Genomic DNA, 18,667 nt, shown 5'->3' with positions numbered 1-18,667 from the left:
GGCACGATGGGCCCATGACGTACACCGGAGGCGTGCGGCCCGGCGGCCCGACGGACGTGCGGGTGCTCGACGAGGTCGAGATCCGCAAGGTCAGCGTCGGCCCGGCGGACAACGACGCGTACCTCCTCACGTGCCGCCGCCAGCACGCCCAGCTGCTGGTCGACGCCGCGGACGAGCCCGACCGCCTGCTGGCGCTCGTGCGGGAGGGCTCGGGCGCGGCACGCCTCGACACGGTCGTGACGACGCACCGGCACCCCGACCACCATCGGGCGCTCGCGTCGGTCGTGGCCGTGACGGGCGCGACGGTCGCGGCGGGTGCCGCGGATGCGGCGGAGATCACAGCCGCCACGGGTGTCCCCGTCGACCGCGCCCTCCGCGACGGCGACGTCGTCCTCGTCGGTCACGTCACGCTCGAGGTCGTCGCGCTGCGCGGCCACACCGACGGCTCCGTCGCGCTCCTCTACCGCGAGCCCGAGCGGGTGTCCGAGGCCGACGCCGTCCCCGGTCGCGCGCACGTCTTCACCGGGGACTCCCTGTTCCCCGGGGGCATCGGCAACACCGGCGGCGACCCCCTGCGCTTCGACCGCCTGCTGACGGACGTCACGACACGCCTCTTCGACCGGCTCGACGACGACACGTGGGTCTACCCGGGCCACGGCCGCGACACGACGCTCGGCGCCGAACGTCCGTTCCTCGCCGCGTGGCGCGACCGCGGCTGGTGACCGCACGACGTGCCGGCCCGGGCGACGTCCCCGCTCAGTCCTCGAGCGGTCCCAGGACGGACGACGCGACCGTCGCGTGCGCGGACTCGTCGTCGGACGGGTGGAACATCCCGGCGAGCACGTCGCGGTAGAGCCGTGCGAGCTCGCTCCCGGTGAAGTACGAGCCGCCGCCCGACACCCGGATCGCGAGGTCGACGACCGTGCGCGCCGTCTCGGTCGCCCGCACCTTGAGCCCGACGAGCTGCGCGAACCACCGGGCGCCGTGCTCCGCCTGCTCGTCGACGTCACGCGCGAGGGCGAACACCTGCAGCTCGGCACCGTCCTGGGCGAGCGCCGCGTCGGCGACCTTCCAGCGGATGTCCGGGTCCTGCGAGTAGGCCCGCCCGTCGTGCTTCATCGACGTGCGTCGGCGCGTGGCCGCCACGCCGAGCTCGAGCGCGCGGCGCCCGATCCCGGTGTAGACGGCGGCGAGCAGGATCTCGAACACCGCGAAGAGCGCGAACATGAACGGATCGCCGCTCGGACCCGGCGGCAGACGTCGGTAGACGCGGTCCGCGGGTGCGAGAGCACCGTCGAGGACGGTCGTCGCCGACTGCGTCGCGCGCATCCCGAGGGTGTCCCAGTCGTCCTTCGCGGTCGCGCCACCGTCCTCCCGCGCCACCACGCCGTGCACGAGACGCGGGTCGTCGGGGTCGCTGTCGTCGAGCCCGAAGGTCGCCAGCCGCGTCCACACCGGCGACAGCGACGTGAAGATCTTCGTGCCGTAGTAGCGGTAGCCACCGTCGGGCTGCCGCTCGGCGCGCGTCCGGGACCCGAACATCACGAGGTCGTTGCCCGCCTCGGAGTTGCCGAACGCGAACACCTCCCCCGCGGCGGCGTCGGCCAGGACGAACGCGAACGCGTCGTCACCGCGTTCGACGAGCAACGCGGCCAGCCCTGTGACCACGAGGTGCATGTTGACGGCGAGAGCCGTCGCGGGCGCCGCCGCCGCGAGACGGACCTGCTCGCGCGCGACCTCCTCGAGCGACAGGCCTGCCCCGCCGAGCCGCTCGGGCACGAACGCCGCGAGGTAGCCGGCCGCACGCAGGTCCTCGAGGTCGTCGTGCGGGAACGTGTTGTCGCGGTCGTGCCCCGGCGCGCGCTCCCGGACGCGGTCGAGCAGGTCGTCGGTCAGGAGCGTGCGGAGCGTGCGGGCCATGCGGCCACTCTGCCACCGTCCGGCGGACCGACCGACCGGCGGTCGGGGCGCCGGTGCAGGATGGGCGCATGCCGACCTACGCCGTGACCTACACCTACGACGAGCGCGTCGACGTGCGCGACCGCGTCCGCCCCGAGCACCGTGACTACCTGCGCTCCCTCGCCGACGACGGGCTGCTGCTCGGCTCGGGCCCGTACACGGACGGCGGCCCCGGTGCGCTCCTGGTGTTCCGCACGGAGGACCGGGACGCGCTCGACGCGCTGCTCGCAGCCGACCCGTTCGCGCGCGAGGGGATCGTCGCCGCGACCGCGGTGCGCGCGTGGGACGTCGTCATCGGTCCGTGGAGCGCGTCCTGACGCAGGTCCCGCAGCCGGGCGACGTCGTCGGCCCGCCGACGACGACGACGCCCCGGCCCCTCCGCGCGGAGGTCCGGGGCGTCGTCGTCCGGGTCAGGCGTCGGTCGACGTCACCGCGCGGGCGTCGTTGCGCGTCTTGACCAGGCTCGCGACGGTCGCGACGGCCAGGGTGCCGAGGATGAACGTGAGCGACAGCCAGATCGGGATCTCCGGCGCCCACGTGACGGGCTCGCCGCCGTTGATGAACGGGAGCTCGTTGACGTGCAGCGCGTGCAGCACGAGCTTGACGCCGATGAACCCGAGGATGACCGCGAGGCCCTGCGACAGGTACACGAGGCGCTCGAGCAGGCCGCCGATGAGGAAGTACAGCTGGCGCAGGCCGAGCAGCGCGAACGCGTTGGCCGTGAACACGATGTACGGCTCCTGCGTGAGCCCGTAGATCGCGGGGATCGAGTCGAGCGCGAAGAGGATGTCCGTCGAGCCGATGGCGATCATCACGACGAGCATCGGCGTGAAGAACCGCTTGCCGTCGATCCGGACGGTCAGCCTGTCGCCGTGGTACTCGTCCGTCGTCGGCACCACGCGCTTGAACCAGCGCACGGCGACGCCGTCGCCGACCTTCTCGTCCTCGGGGTGGTCGGGGCCGTGGTGCTCGCGGGCGAGCTTCACGGCGGTGTACACGAGGAACGCGCCGAAGATGTAGAAGACCCAGGAGAACTGCTCGATCGCCGCGGCGCCCGCGAGGATGAACAGCGTGCGCAGCACCAGCGCGATCGCGACGCCGACCAGCAGGACCTTCTGCTGGTACTCACGCGGCACCGCGAACTTCGTCATGATGATGAGGAAGACGAAGAGGTTGTCGACCGACAACGACTTCTCGGTGATGTAGCCCGCGAAGTACTGGGACCCGAAGTCCCAGCCGGTCACGATGCCCAGACCGATCCCGAAGAGGATCGCGAGCACGATGTAGAAGATCGACCAGCGCACGGACTCCTGGAAGGTGGGAGCGTGCGGGGTCCGCACGTGCGCGAAGAAGTCGAAGAAGATGAGACCGACCACCGCGACAGCGGTGACGACCCAGACCCACACAGCAACGTCCACAGGAACAACCTCCGGTACGGGAACGACGTCGGGTACCGAAGGTCTCCCCCACCCGCTGCTCCGGGCCGAGCGCCCCGGGGACCGCTGGGTCCCGTGCTGACGACACGCTCGCTCGTGGGGTACTCCCCTTCAGGCTGTCAGCGTAGGTGACGAAAGTCCCGGGGTCACCCGCGGGCGCCGGATGTGCCGAGCGTCACATGCGTACGCATGGACCGCGGCACGACGACGGCCGGCGGGGTGTCCGGTCAGGCCGTGGCCGCCTGCATCTGCCGCAGCTCCTTCTTCAGGCCGGAGATCTCGTCCCGCAGCCGCGCCGCGAGCTCGAACTGCAGCTCCCCCGCCGCGGCGTGCATCTGGTCCGTGAGCTCCTGGATCAGCCCTGCGAGCTCGCCCGCGGCCGCGCCCGTGAGCCGCGTCCGCTCGTCGCGCGGCGCCCCCTTCGACCCGAAGCCCGGGACGGGCGCCTTGCCGCGGCTCGCCTGACGCCCGGCGCCACCGAGCAGCTCGGCCGTGTCGGCGTCCTCGCGCGCGAGCAGGTCCGTGATGTCGCCGATCTTCTTGCGCAGCGGCTGCGGGTCGATCCCGCGCTCGGTGTTGTAGGCGATCTGCTTCTCACGGCGGCGGTTCGTCTCGTCGATCGCGAGCGTCATCGCGGGCGTCATCTTGTCGGCGTACATGTGCACCTGGCCCGACACGTTGCGCGCGGCGCGCCCGATGGTCTGGATGAGCGACTTCCCGGACCGCAGGAAGCCCTCCTTGTCCGCGTCCAGGATCGCGACGAGCGACACCTCGGGCAGGTCCAGGCCCTCACGCAGCAGGTTGATGCCGACCAGGACGTCGTACTCCCCGAGCCGCAGCTCGCGCAGCAGCTCGACGCGGCGCAGCGTGTCGACCTCCGAGTGCAGGTACCGCACCCGGACGCCCTTCTCCAGGAAGTAGTCCGTGAGGTCCTCGGCCATCTTCTTGGTCAGGGTCGTGACGAGGACGCGCTCGTCCTTCTCGACGCGGTCGTGGATCTCGCCCAGGAGGTCGTCGATCTGACCCTTCGTCGGCTTGATGATGACCTCGGGGTCGACCAGACCGGTCGGCCGGATGATCTGCTCGACGACGCCGTCGGACATCGACAGCTCGTAGTCGCCGGGCGTCGCGGACAGGTAGACGGTCTGCCCGATCCGCTCGACGAACTCCTCCCACCGCAGCGGTCGGTTGTCGGTCGCGCTGGGCAGCCGGAACCCGTGCTCGACGAGCGCGCGCTTGCGCGACATGTCGCCCTCGAACATCGCGCCGATCTGCGGGACGGTCACGTGCGACTCGTCGATGACCAGCAGGAAGTCCTCGGGGAAGAAGTCGAGCAGCGTGTTCGGTGCCGAGCCGGCCGTCCGGCCGTCGATGTGCCGCGAGTAGTTCTCGATACCCGAGCACGAGCCGATCTGGCGCATCATCTCGATGTCGTACGTCGTGCGCATGCGCAGCCGCTGCGCCTCGAGCAGCTTGTTCTGGCTCTCCAGCTCGGCGAGGCGCGCCTCGAGCTCGAGCTCGATCCCGTGGATCGCGCGCTCCATGCGCTCTGGGCCGGCGACGTAGTGCGTCGCGGGGAAGATCATCATCTGCTGCTCGCCGCGGACGACGTCGCCCGTGAGCGGATGCAGGGTCGCGATCGCCTCGATCTCGTCGCCGAAGAACTCGATCCGGACGGCGAGCTCCTCGTACATCGGGATGATCTCGACGGTGTCGCCGCGCACCCGGAACGTGCCGCGCGTGAACGCGAGGTCGTTGCGCGTGTACTGCATCTGCACGAACTGGCGCAGCAGCTGGTCGCGGTCGATCTGCTGCCCGACCTCGAGCGTCACCATGCGGTCGACGTACTCCTGCGGCGTACCCAGGCCGTAGATGCAGGACACCGACGCGACCACGACGACGTCGCGGCGGGTCAGCAGCGAGCTCGTCGCGGAGTGCCGGAGGCGCTCGACCTCGTCGTTGATCGACGAGTCCTTCTCGATGTAGGTGTCCGTCTGCGCGATGTACGCCTCGGGCTGGTAGTAGTCGTAGTACGACACGAAGTACTCGACCGCGTTGTTCGGCAGCAGCTCGCGGAACTCGGTGGCGAGCTGCGCGGCGAGCGTCTTGTTCGGGGCCATCACGAGCGTGGGGCGTTGCACCTGCTCGATGAGCCACGCGGTCGTCGCGGACTTGCCGGTGCCGGTCGCGCCGAGCAGGACGACGTCCTTCTCCCCTGCGTTGATGCGCCGGGCGAGGTCGGCGATCGCCGTCGGCTGGTCGCCCGACGGCTGGAACTCGGACACCACGCGGAAGGGCGCGACGGTCCGCTGGAGCTCGGTGACGGGACGCATGCCTCCACGGTACGGGCCACCACCGACACGCGCCGGGCCCCTCCTCCACGGGCGAACACGCGGTCCCGCGCCGCACAGGAGCGGCCGGGGCGACGACACCCGGCGGGCGGACGCCGCCCCGGAGGGACGACGAGCCACGGACGTACCGTCCGCCCGTCAGGCCTCCGCGCCCGCCGTGACGCGCACGTCGTGGCGCACGCGCGCAGCCGTCCGGACGACCGCCGCGACCGCGCGCGCCGACGCCTCGACCGGCAGCCCGGGGCCGTCACCGGCCTCGTGGGGGTCGCGTGGCACGTGCACGAACCCGCCGCGCACGCCGTCACGGCCGTCGAGCAGGTGCGCGAGCGCGTAGAACGTCGCGTTGCACACGTACGTGCCCGCGGTGTTCGACACCTCGACGGGGACACCCTCCTCCGCGACCGCGGCGGCGCACGCCTTGACCGGCAGCGACGAGAAGAACGCCGCCGGGGCACCCGCGATCACGGGGACGTCGACCGGCGCCGACCCGTCGGCGTCGGGGATGCGCGCGTCGACGACGTTGACAGCGACCCGCTCGAGGCCGACGGCGCCGCGCCCGCCCGCCTCGCCTACGCACACGACGACGTCGGGCGACAGCTCGGCGATCGCGGAACGCAGGTCCTGGCGTGCCCGACGGAACGACACGGGCAGCCGACGCACGACCAGGTCGACGTCCGGCTCGTCCCACGCGTCCCGCACGAGCGCGATCGCGTCCCACGACGCGTTGACGGGGTGGCCGTCGAACGGCTCGAACCCCGTCAGCAGGACCCGCGTCACGGCGTCTCGGCTGCGAGCTCGTCGGCGCGCTCGACCGCGAGCCGGTCCCACAGGTCGTCGACCTGGGTCCGCAGGTCGTCGTCGCTCCCGGTGCCGTCGAGCACGACGTCCGCGACGGCCAGCCGCTCGTCGTCGGCGGCCTGCGCGGCGACGCGCCTCTCGGCGTCCTCGCGCGACATCCCGCGCAGCCGCACGAGCCGCTCGACGCGCAGCACGGCGGGCGCGTGCACGACGACGAGGACGTGGAAGGAGTCCGCCTGGCCGGTCTCGACGAGGAGCGGGATGTCGTGGACGACGACCGCCCCGTGGTCGACGACCGCGGCCGCGGCCTCGCGCTCCGCGGCGAGCCGCCGGACGACCGGGTGCACGATCCCGTCGAGCCGGCGCCGCGCGTCCGCGTCGGCGAACACGATCGACGCCAGCGCGGGCCGGTCGAGCGTCCCGTCCGCCGCGAGCACCCCGTCGCCGAACTCCGTGACCACCGCGTCGAGCCCGGCGCTGCCGGGGGCGACCGCCTCGCGCGCGAGCTCGTCGGAGTCGATCACCACCGCACCCAGCTCGCGCAGCCGTCGTGCGGCCACGGACTTGCCGGCCGCGATGCCCCCGGTCAACCCGATGCGTTGCATGCGACCCATCCTGCCGGACCGGTGCCGGGTACGCCGACGGGCCGGCCACCCGCAGGTGACCGGCCCGTCGCAGGACTCACCGGGGACGCGCCCCGGACGAGATCAGTTGCCCGTGAGCTTCTCGCGCAGAGCGGCGAGCGCCTCGTCGGACGCGAGGGTGCCGGTGGCCTCCTCGGTGGACGACGAGTACGTCGACGGCACGGCGCCGCCGCCGGTGCTGCCGCCGTCGCCCGACGTCGCGGCCTCCGCGTCGGCCTTCGCGGCCTCGGCGACCTGCTTGCGGTGCGCCTCCCAGCGCTCGTGCGCGGCCGCGTACTGGGCCTCCCACGTCTCGCGCTGCGACTCGAAGCCCTCGAGCCACTCGTTGGTGGTCGGGTCGAAGCCCTCGGGGTACTTGTAGTTGCCCTGCTCGTCGTACTCGGCCGCCATGCCGTACAGCGCGGGGTCGAAGTCCTCCGAGGCCGGGTCGAAGCCCTCGTTGGCCTGCTTGAGCGACAGCGAGATGCGGCGACGCTCGAGGTCGATGTCGATGACCTTGACGAAGACGTCGTCGCCGACCTGGACGACCTGCTCCGGGATCTCGACGTGACGCACGGCCAGCTCCGAGATGTGGACCAGACCCTCGATGCCGTCCTCGACGCGCACGAACGCACCGAACGGCACGAGCTTCGTGACCTTGCCGGGGACGACCTGGCCGATGGCGTGCGTCCGGGCGAACGCCTGCCACGGGTCCTCCTGCGTCGCCTTGAGCGACAGCGAGACCCGCTCGCGGTCGAAGTCGACGTCCAGGACCTCGACCGTGACCTCCTGGCCGACCTCGACGACCTCGGACGGGTGGTCGATGTGCTTCCAGGACAGCTCGGAGACGTGCACGAGCCCGTCGACGCCGCCGAGGTCCACGAACGCGCCGAAGTTGACGATCGAGGAGACGACACCGGGGCGCACCTGGCCCTTCTGCAGGGTCTGCAGGAAGGTGGAGCGGACCTCGGACTGCGTCTGCTCGAGCCAGGCACGGCGCGACAGGACGACGTTGTTGCGGTTCTTGTCGAGCTCGATGATCTTGGCCTCGATCTCCTTGCCGACGTACGGCTGGAGGTCGCGGACGCGACGCATCTCGACGAGCGAGGCGGGGAGGAAGCCGCGCAGGCCGATGTCGAGGATGAGGCCACCCTTGACGACCTCGATGACGGTGCCGGTGACGACGCCGTCCTCCTCCTTGATCTTCTCGATCGTGCCCCACGCGCGCTCGTACTGCGCCCGCTTCTTGGACAGGATCAGCCGGCCTTCCTTGTCCTCCTTCTGGAGGACCAGGGCCTCGACCTCGTCGCCGACCTTGACGACCTCACCGGGGTCCACGTCGTGCTTGATGGACAGCTCGCGGGAGGGGATGACGCCCTCGGTCTTGTAACCGATGTCGAGCAGGACCTCGTCGCGGTCGACCTTGACGATGGTGCCCTCGACGATGTCGCCATCGTTGAAGTACTTGATGGTGGCGTCGATCGCGGCGAGGAAGTCCTCGGCCGAGCCGATGTCGTTGACCGCGACCTGCGGGGTGGCGGGCTTCGCGGGGGTGGAGATGCTCATGTAGGGATGGGCTCCGTTGCGGACAGGATGTTGTGCGGACAGGATGTCGGTGCTGGTCACCGCCCCTGCGAGGGGCGATCTCCACCGCCGGGACGAGATCCCGGGTGGCGAGGTCGGACCTGGAGGAAGGCGCGCGGCACCGCCGTCCACCCTATCGGGGTGCTTGCGGGCAGGTCAAAGCGCCCTGGCCGCTCCGCCGCGGCGGGACGACCCGACCCGCGCCCACCGTCAGGCGAGCGCCCGCGCCACCGACAACAGCTCGTCCGGCACGTGCTTGACCTTGCCGGCGATCTCGCTCAGCGGCACCAGCTCGACCTTCTCTCCGCGCAGCGCCGTCATGACATCGGACCGCCCCTCGGTGATCGCGTCGATCGCCGCGACGCCGAAGCGCGACCCGAGGATGCGGTCGGTCGGCGACGGCGTGCCGCCGCGCTGCACGTGGCCGAGCACCGTCACGCGCGTGTCGAACCCCGTGCGCTGCTCGATCTCCGCCTTCAGCCGCTCGCCGATCGCGCCCGCGACGATCTCCCCGAACTTGCCGACCTGCGTCTCGTAGTGCATCGACGTGCCCTCGGCCGGGACCGCACCCTCGGCGACGACGACGATCGAGAAGCTCGCGTGCGCGCGGTGACGGTGCTTGAGGAACCGCTCGATCTTGTCGATGTCGAACGGCGCCTCGGGCGCGAGCACGAGCTCCGCTCCCCCGGCGATCCCCGCGGTCGCGGCGATCCACCCGGCGTGCCGGCCCATGACCTCGACGATCATGACGCGGTTGTGCGACTCCGCAGTCGTGTGGATGCGGTCGATCGCCTCGGTCGCGATGGAGACGGCCGTGTCGAAGCCGATCGACTGGTCGGTACCCCACACGTCGTTGTCGATGGTCTTGGGGATCGCGACGATGCGGACGCCCGCCTCGGCGATTTTGCTCGCCGCGTGCAGCGTGCCGTCGCCTCCGATGCAGATGAGCGCCTCGATGCGCTCTGCCTCGAGCGTCGCGAGCACGGCGTCGATGCCGCCGTCGCCCTTGTGCGGGTGGAAACGGGCGGTGCCGAGCAGCGTGCCGCCGACCGGCAGGACGTTGCGGATGTGGCTGCGGGTCAGCGGGATGGACAGGCCGTCGACGACGCCCTTCCACCCGTTGCGGAAGCCGATGATCGAGTGGCCGTACTGCCCCTCGCCGTGCTTGACGACGGCGCGGATCGCGGCGTTGAGCCCGGGGACGTCGCCGCCTCCGGTGAGCAGACCGACACGCACGGGGAACTCCTGACAGACGACGGGTGGGGGACGACGCCAGCGCACCGTCGGGCTGCCGCGGACCTCAGCCTAGCCGTGACCTGGCAGGTCACCCGTGCCTTCGGTCCCGGTCGGCACCGCCGGCCCGCCGCTACGCGCGTCAGACGCCGAGCTCGAGCGTCCGGCCGGGGATCGCGTCGAGCAGCGTGCGCGTGTACGCGGTCTGCGGGTCGTCGAAGACGTCGTCGGCCGTGCCCTGCTCGACGATCCGCCCCTGCTCCATGACGCACACGACGTCGGCGATCTGCCGCACCACCGCGAGGTCGTGGCTGATGAAGAGGTAGGACAGGCCGAGCCGCGACTGCAGGTCGGCGAGCAGGTGCAGGATCTGGGCCTGCACGACGACGTCGAGCGCCGACACCGCCTCGTCGCAGACCACGAGCTCGGGCTCGAGCGCGAGGGCCCGCGCGATCGCGACGCGCTGCCGCTGGCCGCCCGAGAGCTCGCCCGGGTAGCGGCGCAACAGCTCGGTCGGGAGCGCGACGTCCTCCATCAGGGCGTGCACGCGGTCGCGACGCTCGGCGGGGGTGCCGATGCGGTGGGCGCGCAGCGGCTCCTCGATGGTCCGGTAGATGGTGAACAGCGGGTCGAGCGACGCGTACGGGTCCTGGAAGATCGGCTGCACGCGGCGGCGGAACGTCACCTCGGCGGCACGGTCGCGGCCCGAGCCCACGTCGACGCCGTCGAAGCGGATCGTGCCCGACGTCGGCTCGGTGAGGCCGAGCATCATGCGCGCGACGGTCGACTTGCCCGACCCGGACTCCCCCACCAGCGCGACGGTCCGGCCGCGCGGGACGGTGAAGCTCACGTCGTCGACGGCCGTGAAGTCCGTGGACCGGCTGAACAGCCCGCGACCGCGCAGCTTGAACACCTTCGTCACGTGCTCGACCTCGACGATGGCGTCGGGTCGCGAGGTCGCGTCGGCCGCGGTCGGCGCGTCGGCCGACGCGGTCGTGACGCCCTCGCCCAGCGACGGCGCGAGCAGGTCCTCGGCCGCGACCTCGGCGTCCCCCGTCTCCTTGGCGATCGCGATGCGCCGCGACGCGAGCGACGGCGCGGCCGCGATGAGGCGGCGCGTGTACTCGTGCTGCGGGTTCTGGAGGATCTGCCGGGCGGGGCCCTTCTCGACCACCTCACCGCGGTACATGACGACGACCGTGTCGGCGCGCTCGGCGGCGAGCCCCAGGTCGTGCGTGATGAGGAGGACGGCCACGCCGAGGCGTGCGGTGAGCGCGGTGAGGCCGTCGAGGATGGTGCGCTGCACGGTGACGTCGAGCGCGGACGTCGGCTCGTCGGCGACCAGCAGCCGCGGACGCGCCGACAGGCCCATCGCGATGAGCGCGCGCTGCCGCATGCCGCCCGAGAACTCGTGCGGGTACTGCTGCGCGCGACGGGCGGCGTCGGGCAGGCCGGCCTCCTCGAGCAGCTCGACGGTGCGGGCCTGCGCGGCGGCCCCGCGGGCGACGTCGTTGTCCTCGAGCGCCTCGACGATCTGCGAGCCGACCCGGCGCACCGGGTTGAGGTTCGACATCGGGTCCTGCGGGACGAGCCCGATCTGCGCACCGCGCAGGCGCGCCATGTCCGCCGGGCTCAGGCGCACGACGTCCTGGCCGTCGAAGAGGATCTCGCCGCCCGTGACCGCACCGTTGGCCGCGAGCAGCCCGAGCACGGCGGCGGCCGTCGTCGACTTCCCCGAACCGGACTCCCCCACGACCGCGACCGTCTCGCCGGGGTGGACGTCGAGGCTGACCCCGCGCAGCGCGGTCGTCGTCCCCGCGTCGGTGCGGAACTGCACCTCGAGGTCGCGCACGGAGAGCAGCGGCTCGCCGCCGAACACACCTGCCACGCCGCTCACCGCTTCCTCGACCGGGGGTCCAGCGCCTCGCGCAGCGCCTCGCCGAACAACGTGAACCCGAGCGCCGTGACCGCGATGCACGCGCCCGGCCACAGGGCCAGCCGCGGGGCGATCTCGAGCTCGTTCTGGGCCGAGGTGAGCATGCGCCCCCACTCGGCGGTGGTCGGCGAGCCGCCGCCCAGGCCCAGGTAGGACAGCGCCGCGGCCTCGATGACGGCGGTGGCGAGCAGCAGCGTCGCCTGCACGATCACGGGCGACACGCTGTTCGGCAGGACGTGGCTCATCGTCACGGTCCGCTTGCTCAGGCCCAGGGACCGAGCGGCCAGGACGTAGTCCTGCCCGCGTTGCGCGAACATCGAGCCGCGCAGCAGGCGCGCGAAGATCGGGATCTGCACGACACCGATCGCGACGACGACCGCCGCAGGCGTCTGGCCCGCGATCGCCGCGATCGAGACCGCGAGCAGCAGGCTCGGGACCGCGAGCAGCAGGTCGACGAACCGCATGATGACGTTGTCGGTCGCGCCGCCGAGCCCGCCGGACAGCGCGCCGAGGACGAGCCCGCCGAGCAGGCCGAACAGCGTCGACAGCACGCCGATGAGCAGCGACGCGCGGGCACCCCAGACGAGCTGCGAGAACAGGTCGGCCCCGTACCGGTCGAGGCCGAGCAGGTACTCGTCCGACGGCCCGGGGATGTAGGTGGGCCGCACCTCGGCGCGGCCCGGCAGCTCGCCCGCGTCGTACGGCGCGATGAGCGGAGCGAAGACCGCGACCAGGATGAACAGCACGACGATCGCCGCACCGACGATCGCGCCCGGGTTCCGGCGCAGACGCCGCGCGGCGAGCCGCCAGTGCGACGCACCCGCGAGGCGCGCCTCGTCGGTCGCGCGCCCCTGACCCAGCGGCGCGTTGGGGACCTCGTAGACCTCGGGCGCGCTCATCGCGTCGCCCGGGTGCGCGGGTCGATGAAGCCGTACGAGACGTCGACGACGAGGTTCACGAGTGCGTACACCACCGCGATGATGAGGATGAAGCCCTGGAGCACGGCGTAGTCGAGGTTGAAGATCGCGTTCGCGAGGAAGCTCCCGATGCCGGGGAACGCGAACACGGTCTCGGTCAGGACCGCGCCGGACAGCAGGAGGCCGACCTGCAGGCCGATGGTCGTGGCGACGGGCAGCATCGCGTTGCGCAGGATGACGCGTCGTCGCAGGCGGTCGGGTCCGAGGCCCTTGGCGCGGGCGGTCCGGACGTAGTCCGCGTCCTGCACCTCGATGACGGACGACCGCGTGATGCGGGCGATGATCGCGAGCGGGATCGACCCGAGCGCGATCGCGGGGAGCACGAGGTGCATGAGGGCGTCCCAGCTCGCGTCCCACTCCCGCGTGAGGATCCCGTCGAGGACGTAGAACCCCGTGGGGTGCGTCGCGATCATCGTCGGGTCCTGGCGTCCGGTGGACGGGAACCAGCCGAGGTTGACCGCGAACGCCCACTTGAGCAGGAACGCGAGGAAGAAGACCGGGATCGTGACGCCGACGAGCGACGCGACGACCGTGAGGTGGTCGAGCGGCCGGCCCTGGCGGCGGGCCGCGACGTAGCCGAGCGGGATCGCGACCCCCACCGCGACGATCAGCGCGACCACGGTGAGCTCGATCGTCGCGGGGAACCGGTTGGTGAACTCCTCGAGGACCGGCCGGCCGGTCCGGGTGGAGACGCCGAAGTTGCCCTGGAGGAGCTGCCCGAGCCAGGTGACGTACTGCTGGATCAGCGGCTTGTCGAAGCCGTAGAGCTCGTTGACGCGGGCGACCGCCTCCGGGGTGGCGCGCTCCCCCAGGAGGGCCGTGGCAGGACCTCCCGGGAGAGCGCGCACCCACAGGAACAGCAGGACCGACAACCCGAGCAGGGTGGGGACGAGCAGCGCGAGGCGCCGCAGGATCAGTCGGGTCATCGAGTGGTGCGGTCTCTCTCAGTCGCCGAGCGTGATCACGTTGTAGACCTCGTCCTGGACCGGCGAGGCCGGGTAGCCCTTGACGTCGTCCTTGAACGCGAGGGACGGGACCGGGTGCGCGAGCGGGATGCCGGGCAGGAACTCCAGGAGCTCGGCGTTCGCGGCCTCGTACGCGGCCTTCTGCTCGTCGATGTCCGCGACGTACCGGGCGTCGTTGATCGCCTGGAAGATCGCGGGGTTGTCGAAGCCCCACTCGTTCGAGGGTCCGCCGAAGAAGACCCCGATGAAGTTGTAGGTGTCGTTGTAGTCGCCGGTCCATCCGAGCAGGTGCAGGCCGTGGTCCGGGGTGCCCTGGATCTTGTCCAGGTACTCCGGGTTCCACGGGTCCGGCACGGCGTTGACGGTGATGCCGACGGCCTCGAGGTCCGCCTTGATCGCCGTGAAGACCTGCTCGGGCGTCGGCATGTACGGCCGCGAGACGTTGGTCGGGTAGTTGAAGTCGAGCGTGAGGTTCGACTGGCCGGCCTCGGCGAGCAGCGCCTTGGCCTTGTCCGGGTCGTAGTCGTACGTCTCGACGTCGGCGTTCCAGCCGGAGACCGACGGCGGGACGAAGTTCGTCGCGACCTCGGTGCCCTCGGGGAGCGTCTGGGCGACGAGCGCCTCCTTGTTGATCGCGTACGCGATGGCCTGCCGGACGCGCAGGTCCGCGAGCTCGGGCTTCGCCTGGTTCATCGCGAGGTACAGGATGTTGAACGGCTCGCGGTTGACGATCTGGAAGCCGTCGCTCTTGAGGGCCTCGACGTCCGCGGGACCGACGAGGTCGTACCCGTCGATGTCGCCGGCCTGGAGGGCCTGCCGCCGCGCGGTGGCGTCGGAGATGATCGGGAAGACGATCCGCTTGATCTGGCCCTGCTCGCCCCAGTAGTCCTCGTTCGCGACGAGCACGACCTCCTCGCCCGGGCTCCAGGAGTCGAACTCGTAGGGGCCCGTGCCCGTGGGGTGCGCGTTCGCGTACTCGGGCAGGACGGGTGCGTCGCCCTCACCGGTGACGTTGTCGGCGTCGTACTCCTCGAGCGCCGTGGGCGACTGCATCGAGAACGACGGGAGCGACAGCGCCGAGATGAGCTCGGGCAGCGGGCTCTTGAGGTGGACGACCGCGGTCGACGCGTCGGGCGCCTCGCAGCTCTCGTACTTGCCGGTGCCGTTGAGGGCCTCGACGTCGCTCGTCGCGAAGCCGCCGTTGACCTTCTGCCAGTAGTACGACAGCGACTCGGACTGCAGCACGCCGGTGAAGTTGTTCCACCGGTCGAAGTTGAAGCACACCGCGTCGCCGTCGAAGTCGGTGCCGTCCTGGAACTTCACGCCCTCCTTGAGCTGGAAGGTGTACTCCAGGCCGTCGTCGCTCACCTCCCACGACTCGGCGAGCAGCGGGGCCGGGTCGGCGGTGCCCGGCTCGGTGCCCACGAGACCTTCGAAGATCTGCCGGGCGACACGGAACGACTCGCCGTCGTTCGCGAAGGCGGGGTCGAGCCCCGCCGGGTCGGAGGACGCGGCGAAGATGAACGTGTCGCGTCCACCGCCGCTCGCGCCGTCGGTCGAGCCTCCGTCGGAGTCACGATCGCTCGCGGCGCACGCCGTGAGCGCGAGTGCTCCGACCGTCGAGACGGCCACCAGCTTCCAGGACTTCACCACGACCACCCTTCGTCGACGGGGTACCGGCACGCCGGGCGCCGGAACGGCCCAGAGGCTAGGCGGCCCACGTGACCACGTTGTTACGCGGGAGTACCTGCTCGTTACGTGCCAGTACGTTCACTGGTCGCGGGCGACACTAGCGACATGTCTGGAAATTACAACCCGGCCGAGCCCGACCCGCTCGCCGACGCCGGCTACCGCGAGGTCCCCGACGCCGAGGGTGGGGCCGCGGGACGCGGGTGGTGGGACGCCAACGCCGAGGAGTACCTGGACGAGCACGGCGCGTTCCTGGGGCCTGCCGACTTCGTGTGGTGCCCGGAGGGCCTGCGCGAGGAGGACGCCGGGCTGCTCGGCGACGTGACCGGTCGGCGCGTCCTCGAGGTCGGCGCCGGTGCGGCCCAGTGCGCGCGGTGGCTGGGCACGCGCGGTGCGCACGTCGTCGCGACCGACGTGTCGCACGGGATGCTCGCGGGCGGGTTGCGGTACGACGCGGCGCAGGGCACGCGCACGCCGCTCGTGCAGGCGGACGCCCGCGCGCTGCCCTTCGCGGCGGACTCCTTCGACGTCGCGTTCACGGCCTTCGGCGCGATCCCGTTCGTCCCGGACGCGCAGCGGGTCCACGCCGAGGTCGCGCGCGTCCTGCGGCCCGCCGGGCGGTGGGTGTTCGCCGTGACGCACCCGCTGCGGTGGGCGTTCCCGGACGACCCGTCCGCGCACGGGCTCACGGCGACGCGCTCGTACTTCGACCGCCGGCCGTACGTCGAGACCGGCGAGTCGGGCCGCGTCCTGTACGCCGAGTACCACCGCACGGTCGGCGACCACGTCGCCGATCTGACCGGCGCGGGGTTCGTGCTCGAGCGGCTCGTCGAACCCGAGTGGCCCGCGGGGCACGAGCGCGTCTGGGGCGGTTGGGGACCCGTGCGCGGCGCCCGCCTGCCCGGCACGGCGATCTTCGTCACGCGCCTGCGCTGACCCTCCGCGCCCGGCCGGTGCCCGCGCGTCCCGGCGGACCGGCCCTCGCGCCGGACGGCGCACGACGGCCCGGGGTGCGGACGCGCCGCGACCCCGGGCCGACGTCGGTCAGTGCACCGTCGCCTTCTCGGCACCCGCACCCGTGAGGGAGCGGACCTCCATCTCGGCGAACTTCTCGGGGTGCGGCTTCTCCTTGCTGAGCAGCGTCCCGAGGATCCCGAGGAGGAACGCGAGCGGGATCGAGATGATCCCCGGGTTCTCGAGCGGGATGAGGTGGAAGTCGATGCTCGTGTCGCGGATCATCGACAGGCTCGCCCCCGTCTTCGGGTCGACCTTGCCCGACACGACCGGCGAGATGACGATGAGCAGGATGCACGAGATCAGGCCGCCGTACATGCTCCACAGCGCGCCCGCCGTGTTGAACCTCTTCCAGAACAGCGAGTAGAGGATCGTCGGGAGGTTCGCGCTGGCCGCGACCGCGAACGCGAGCGCGACGAGGAACGCGACGTTCTGGCCGTTGGCGAAGATGCCGCCGATGATCGCGAGGATGCCGATGACCACGACCGTGATCCGCGCGACGCGGACCTCGCCGTCGGGCTTGACCTCGCCGCGCTTGAGCCAGTTGGCGTAGATGTCGTGCGCGAACGACGCCGCGGCGGTGATCGTGAGCCCGGCGACCACGGCGAGGATCGTCGCGAACGCGACCGCCGAGATGATGCCGAGCAGGATCGTGCCGCCGAGCTCGTACGCGAGCAGCGGCGCCGCCGAGTTCACGCCGCCCGGTGCGGACGTGATCGTCTCCGGGCCCACGAGCGCTCCCGCGCCGTACCCGAGGACGAGCGTGAACAGGTAGAAGATGCCGATGAGCCAGATCGCCCACACGACGGACCGTCGGGCCTCCTTGGCCGACGGCACCGTGTAGAAGCGCATGAGGACGTGCGGCAGACCCGCCGTGCCGAGCACCAGCGCGAGGGCCAGCGACACGAAGTTGAGCTGGCTCATCGCGCTCGCGCCGTACTGCTTGCCCGGCTCGATGAGCGCCTCACCGCCCTCGCCCGCCTGGTCGATCGCGCCCTGCAGCAGGTCGGACAGGTTGAACCCGTACTTCGACAGCACCCACAGCGTCATCACGCCGGCGCCCGCGATGAGCAGCACCGCCTTGATGATCTGCACCCACGTGGTGCCCTTCATGCCGCCGACGAGCACGTAGAGGATCATCAGCGCACCCACGACGGCGATGACGACCCCCTGCGCGGCGCGGTCGTCGATGCCCAGCAGGAGCGCGACGAGGCCGCCCGCGCCGGCCATCTGCGCGAGCAGGTAGAAGAACACCACCGCGAGGGTCGACAGGGCCGCCGCCATCCGGACCGGACGCTGACGCAGCCGGAACGACAGGACGTCGGCCATCGTGAACCGGCCCGTGTTGCGCAGCAGCTCCGCGACCAGCAGGAGCGCGACGAGCCACGCGACGAGGAACCCGATCGAGTAGAGGAACCCGTCGTAGCCGTTGATCGCGATCGCCCCGCAGATGCCGAGGAACGACGCCGCGGACAGGTAGTCGCCGGCGATCGCCGTGCCGTTCTGCGGACCGGTGAACGAGCGACCGGCCGCGTAGTAGTCGGCGGCCGTGCGGTTGTTGCGCGACGCGCGGAACACGATGACCAGCGTCACCAGGACGAAGGCACCGAAGATCGCGATGTTGACGATCGGCTCGCCGACCTGCTCGGTCGCCGTGCGGACGACGGCGCTCATGCGACCTCACCGCTGTCGAGCGTGCCTTCCTCGATGTGCCGGCGCAGGCGCTCGGCCACGGCGTCCTGACGGTTGTTCGCCCAGCGCGCATAGATCATCGTGATCGCGAACGTCGAGACGAACTGGCCGAGCCCGAACAGCAGGCCGACCGTGATGTTGCCCCACACGCGCGTGCCCATGAAGTCGTGCGCGTACGTGGAGAGCAGGACGTAGAGGAAGTACCAGACGAGGAACAGGGCCGTCATCGGGAACACGAAGTTGCGGAAGCGACGGCGCAGCGCCTGGAACTCGGCGCTGCGCTGGACGCGTTGGTAGTCGGTCTCTGGGGTGTCGCTGAACGTGTCGGTCATGCGCGCCTCCCGGGGGACGTCGGACGTGGCGGCGTTGCCACAGGCGCTTACTGTGGCCCAGATCACGCCCGTCCACTA

Annotated in this window: 16 protein-coding genes; 3 read left to right on the top strand and 13 right to left on the bottom strand. The window is 71.5% G+C overall.

Going from position 1 to position 18,667, the window contains the following annotated elements:
- Positions 1-14 precede the first annotated feature (14 nt).
- Positions 15-722, top strand: a complete 708-nt coding sequence (locus GXP71_RS06185; RefSeq protein ID WP_162351942.1) for an MBL fold metallo-hydrolase — start codon at positions 15-17, stop codon at positions 720-722.
- 34 nt (positions 723-756) lie between these two features.
- On the opposite strand, the gene GXP71_RS06180 is transcribed toward GXP71_RS06185, so the two are convergent.
- Complete coding sequence (locus GXP71_RS06180) at positions 757-1,920, bottom strand: acyl-CoA dehydrogenase family protein (protein ID WP_162351941.1); 1,164 nt, start codon at positions 1,918-1,920, stop codon at positions 757-759.
- A gap of 68 nt (positions 1,921-1,988) precedes the next feature.
- On the opposite strand from GXP71_RS06180, the gene GXP71_RS06175 reads away from it, so the two are divergent.
- Positions 1,989-2,276 (top strand): YciI family protein, encoded by a 288-nt coding sequence (locus GXP71_RS06175; protein WP_162351940.1) that lies wholly within the window; start codon positions 1,989-1,991, stop codon positions 2,274-2,276.
- 93 nt (positions 2,277-2,369) lie between these two features.
- Here GXP71_RS06175 and GXP71_RS06170 read toward each other — a convergent pair whose 3' ends face one another.
- The 10 genes from GXP71_RS06170 to GXP71_RS06125 form a co-directional block, all read right to left on the bottom strand.
- Positions 2,370-3,377, bottom strand: a complete 1,008-nt coding sequence (locus tag GXP71_RS06170; protein WP_162351939.1) for a TerC family protein — start codon at positions 3,375-3,377, stop codon at positions 2,370-2,372.
- 245 nt (positions 3,378-3,622) lie between these two features.
- Positions 3,623-5,728, bottom strand: coding sequence for an excinuclease ABC subunit UvrB (uvrB, locus tag GXP71_RS06165; protein ID WP_124341739.1), 2,106 nt, complete (start codon positions 5,726-5,728; stop codon positions 3,623-3,625).
- 156 nt (positions 5,729-5,884) lie between these two features.
- Positions 5,885-6,523, bottom strand: coding sequence for a pyroglutamyl-peptidase I (gene pcp / locus GXP71_RS06160; protein WP_162351938.1), 639 nt, complete (start codon positions 6,521-6,523; stop codon positions 5,885-5,887).
- Positions 6,520-7,149: a dephospho-CoA kinase gene (gene coaE / locus GXP71_RS06155; protein ID WP_162351937.1), complete on the bottom strand. Its 630-nt coding sequence runs from the start codon at positions 7,147-7,149 to the stop codon at positions 6,520-6,522. Before coaE ends, pcp begins: the two co-directional genes overlap by 4 nt.
- Before the next feature lie 102 nt (positions 7,150-7,251).
- A complete protein-coding gene (gene rpsA, locus GXP71_RS06150) occupies positions 7,252-8,733 on the bottom strand; it encodes a 30S ribosomal protein S1 (RefSeq protein ID WP_162351936.1) in 1,482 nt (493 codons plus the stop codon).
- Positions 8,734-8,961: 228 nt separating this feature from the next.
- A complete protein-coding gene (locus tag GXP71_RS06145; protein ID WP_162351935.1) occupies positions 8,962-9,987 on the bottom strand; it encodes a 6-phosphofructokinase in 1,026 nt (341 codons plus the stop codon).
- Between the two features lie 139 nt (positions 9,988-10,126).
- Positions 10,127-11,881: an ABC transporter ATP-binding protein gene (locus tag GXP71_RS06140; RefSeq protein ID WP_162351934.1), complete on the bottom strand. Its 1,755-nt coding sequence runs from the start codon at positions 11,879-11,881 to the stop codon at positions 10,127-10,129.
- Positions 11,878-12,819, bottom strand: coding sequence for an ABC transporter permease (locus GXP71_RS06135; protein WP_162351933.1), 942 nt, complete (start codon positions 12,817-12,819; stop codon positions 11,878-11,880). The genes GXP71_RS06140 and GXP71_RS06135 overlap by 4 nt, the downstream gene beginning before the upstream one ends.
- A complete protein-coding gene (locus GXP71_RS06130) occupies positions 12,816-13,823 on the bottom strand; it encodes an ABC transporter permease (protein ID WP_162351932.1) in 1,008 nt (335 codons plus the stop codon). Before GXP71_RS06130 ends, GXP71_RS06135 begins: the two co-directional genes overlap by 4 nt.
- Positions 13,824-13,841: 18 nt before the next feature.
- Complete coding sequence (locus GXP71_RS06125; RefSeq protein WP_162351931.1) at positions 13,842-15,512, bottom strand: ABC transporter substrate-binding protein; 1,671 nt, start codon at positions 15,510-15,512, stop codon at positions 13,842-13,844.
- A 147-nt stretch (positions 15,513-15,659) separates the two neighbouring features.
- Here GXP71_RS06125 and GXP71_RS06120 point away from each other — a divergent pair, with 147 nt between their 5' ends.
- On the top strand, positions 15,660-16,487 hold the full coding sequence (locus GXP71_RS06120; RefSeq protein ID WP_162351930.1) for a class I SAM-dependent methyltransferase: 828 nt from the start codon (positions 15,660-15,662) through the stop codon (positions 16,485-16,487).
- Positions 16,488-16,595: 108 nt separating this feature from the next.
- Here the strand turns inward: GXP71_RS06120 and GXP71_RS06115 are convergent, their stop codons facing one another.
- Together GXP71_RS06115 and GXP71_RS06110 are read right to left on the bottom strand one after the other, a co-directional pair.
- Positions 16,596-18,239, bottom strand: a complete 1,644-nt coding sequence (locus GXP71_RS06115; RefSeq protein ID WP_124341749.1) for a cation acetate symporter — start codon at positions 18,237-18,239, stop codon at positions 16,596-16,598.
- Positions 18,236-18,589, bottom strand: coding sequence for a DUF485 domain-containing protein (locus GXP71_RS06110; RefSeq protein ID WP_162351929.1), 354 nt, complete (start codon positions 18,587-18,589; stop codon positions 18,236-18,238). The genes GXP71_RS06115 and GXP71_RS06110 overlap by 4 nt, the downstream gene beginning before the upstream one ends.
- Positions 18,590-18,667 lie beyond the last annotated feature (78 nt).

Source organism: Cellulomonas sp. H30R-01 (genome assembly GCF_010119915.1).
GTDB lineage: Bacteria > Actinomycetota > Actinomycetes > Actinomycetales > Cellulomonadaceae > Cellulomonas > Cellulomonas algicola.
The sequence above is the reverse complement of the archived record's forward strand: the minus strand, read 5'-3'. Positions and strand labels throughout refer to the sequence as shown.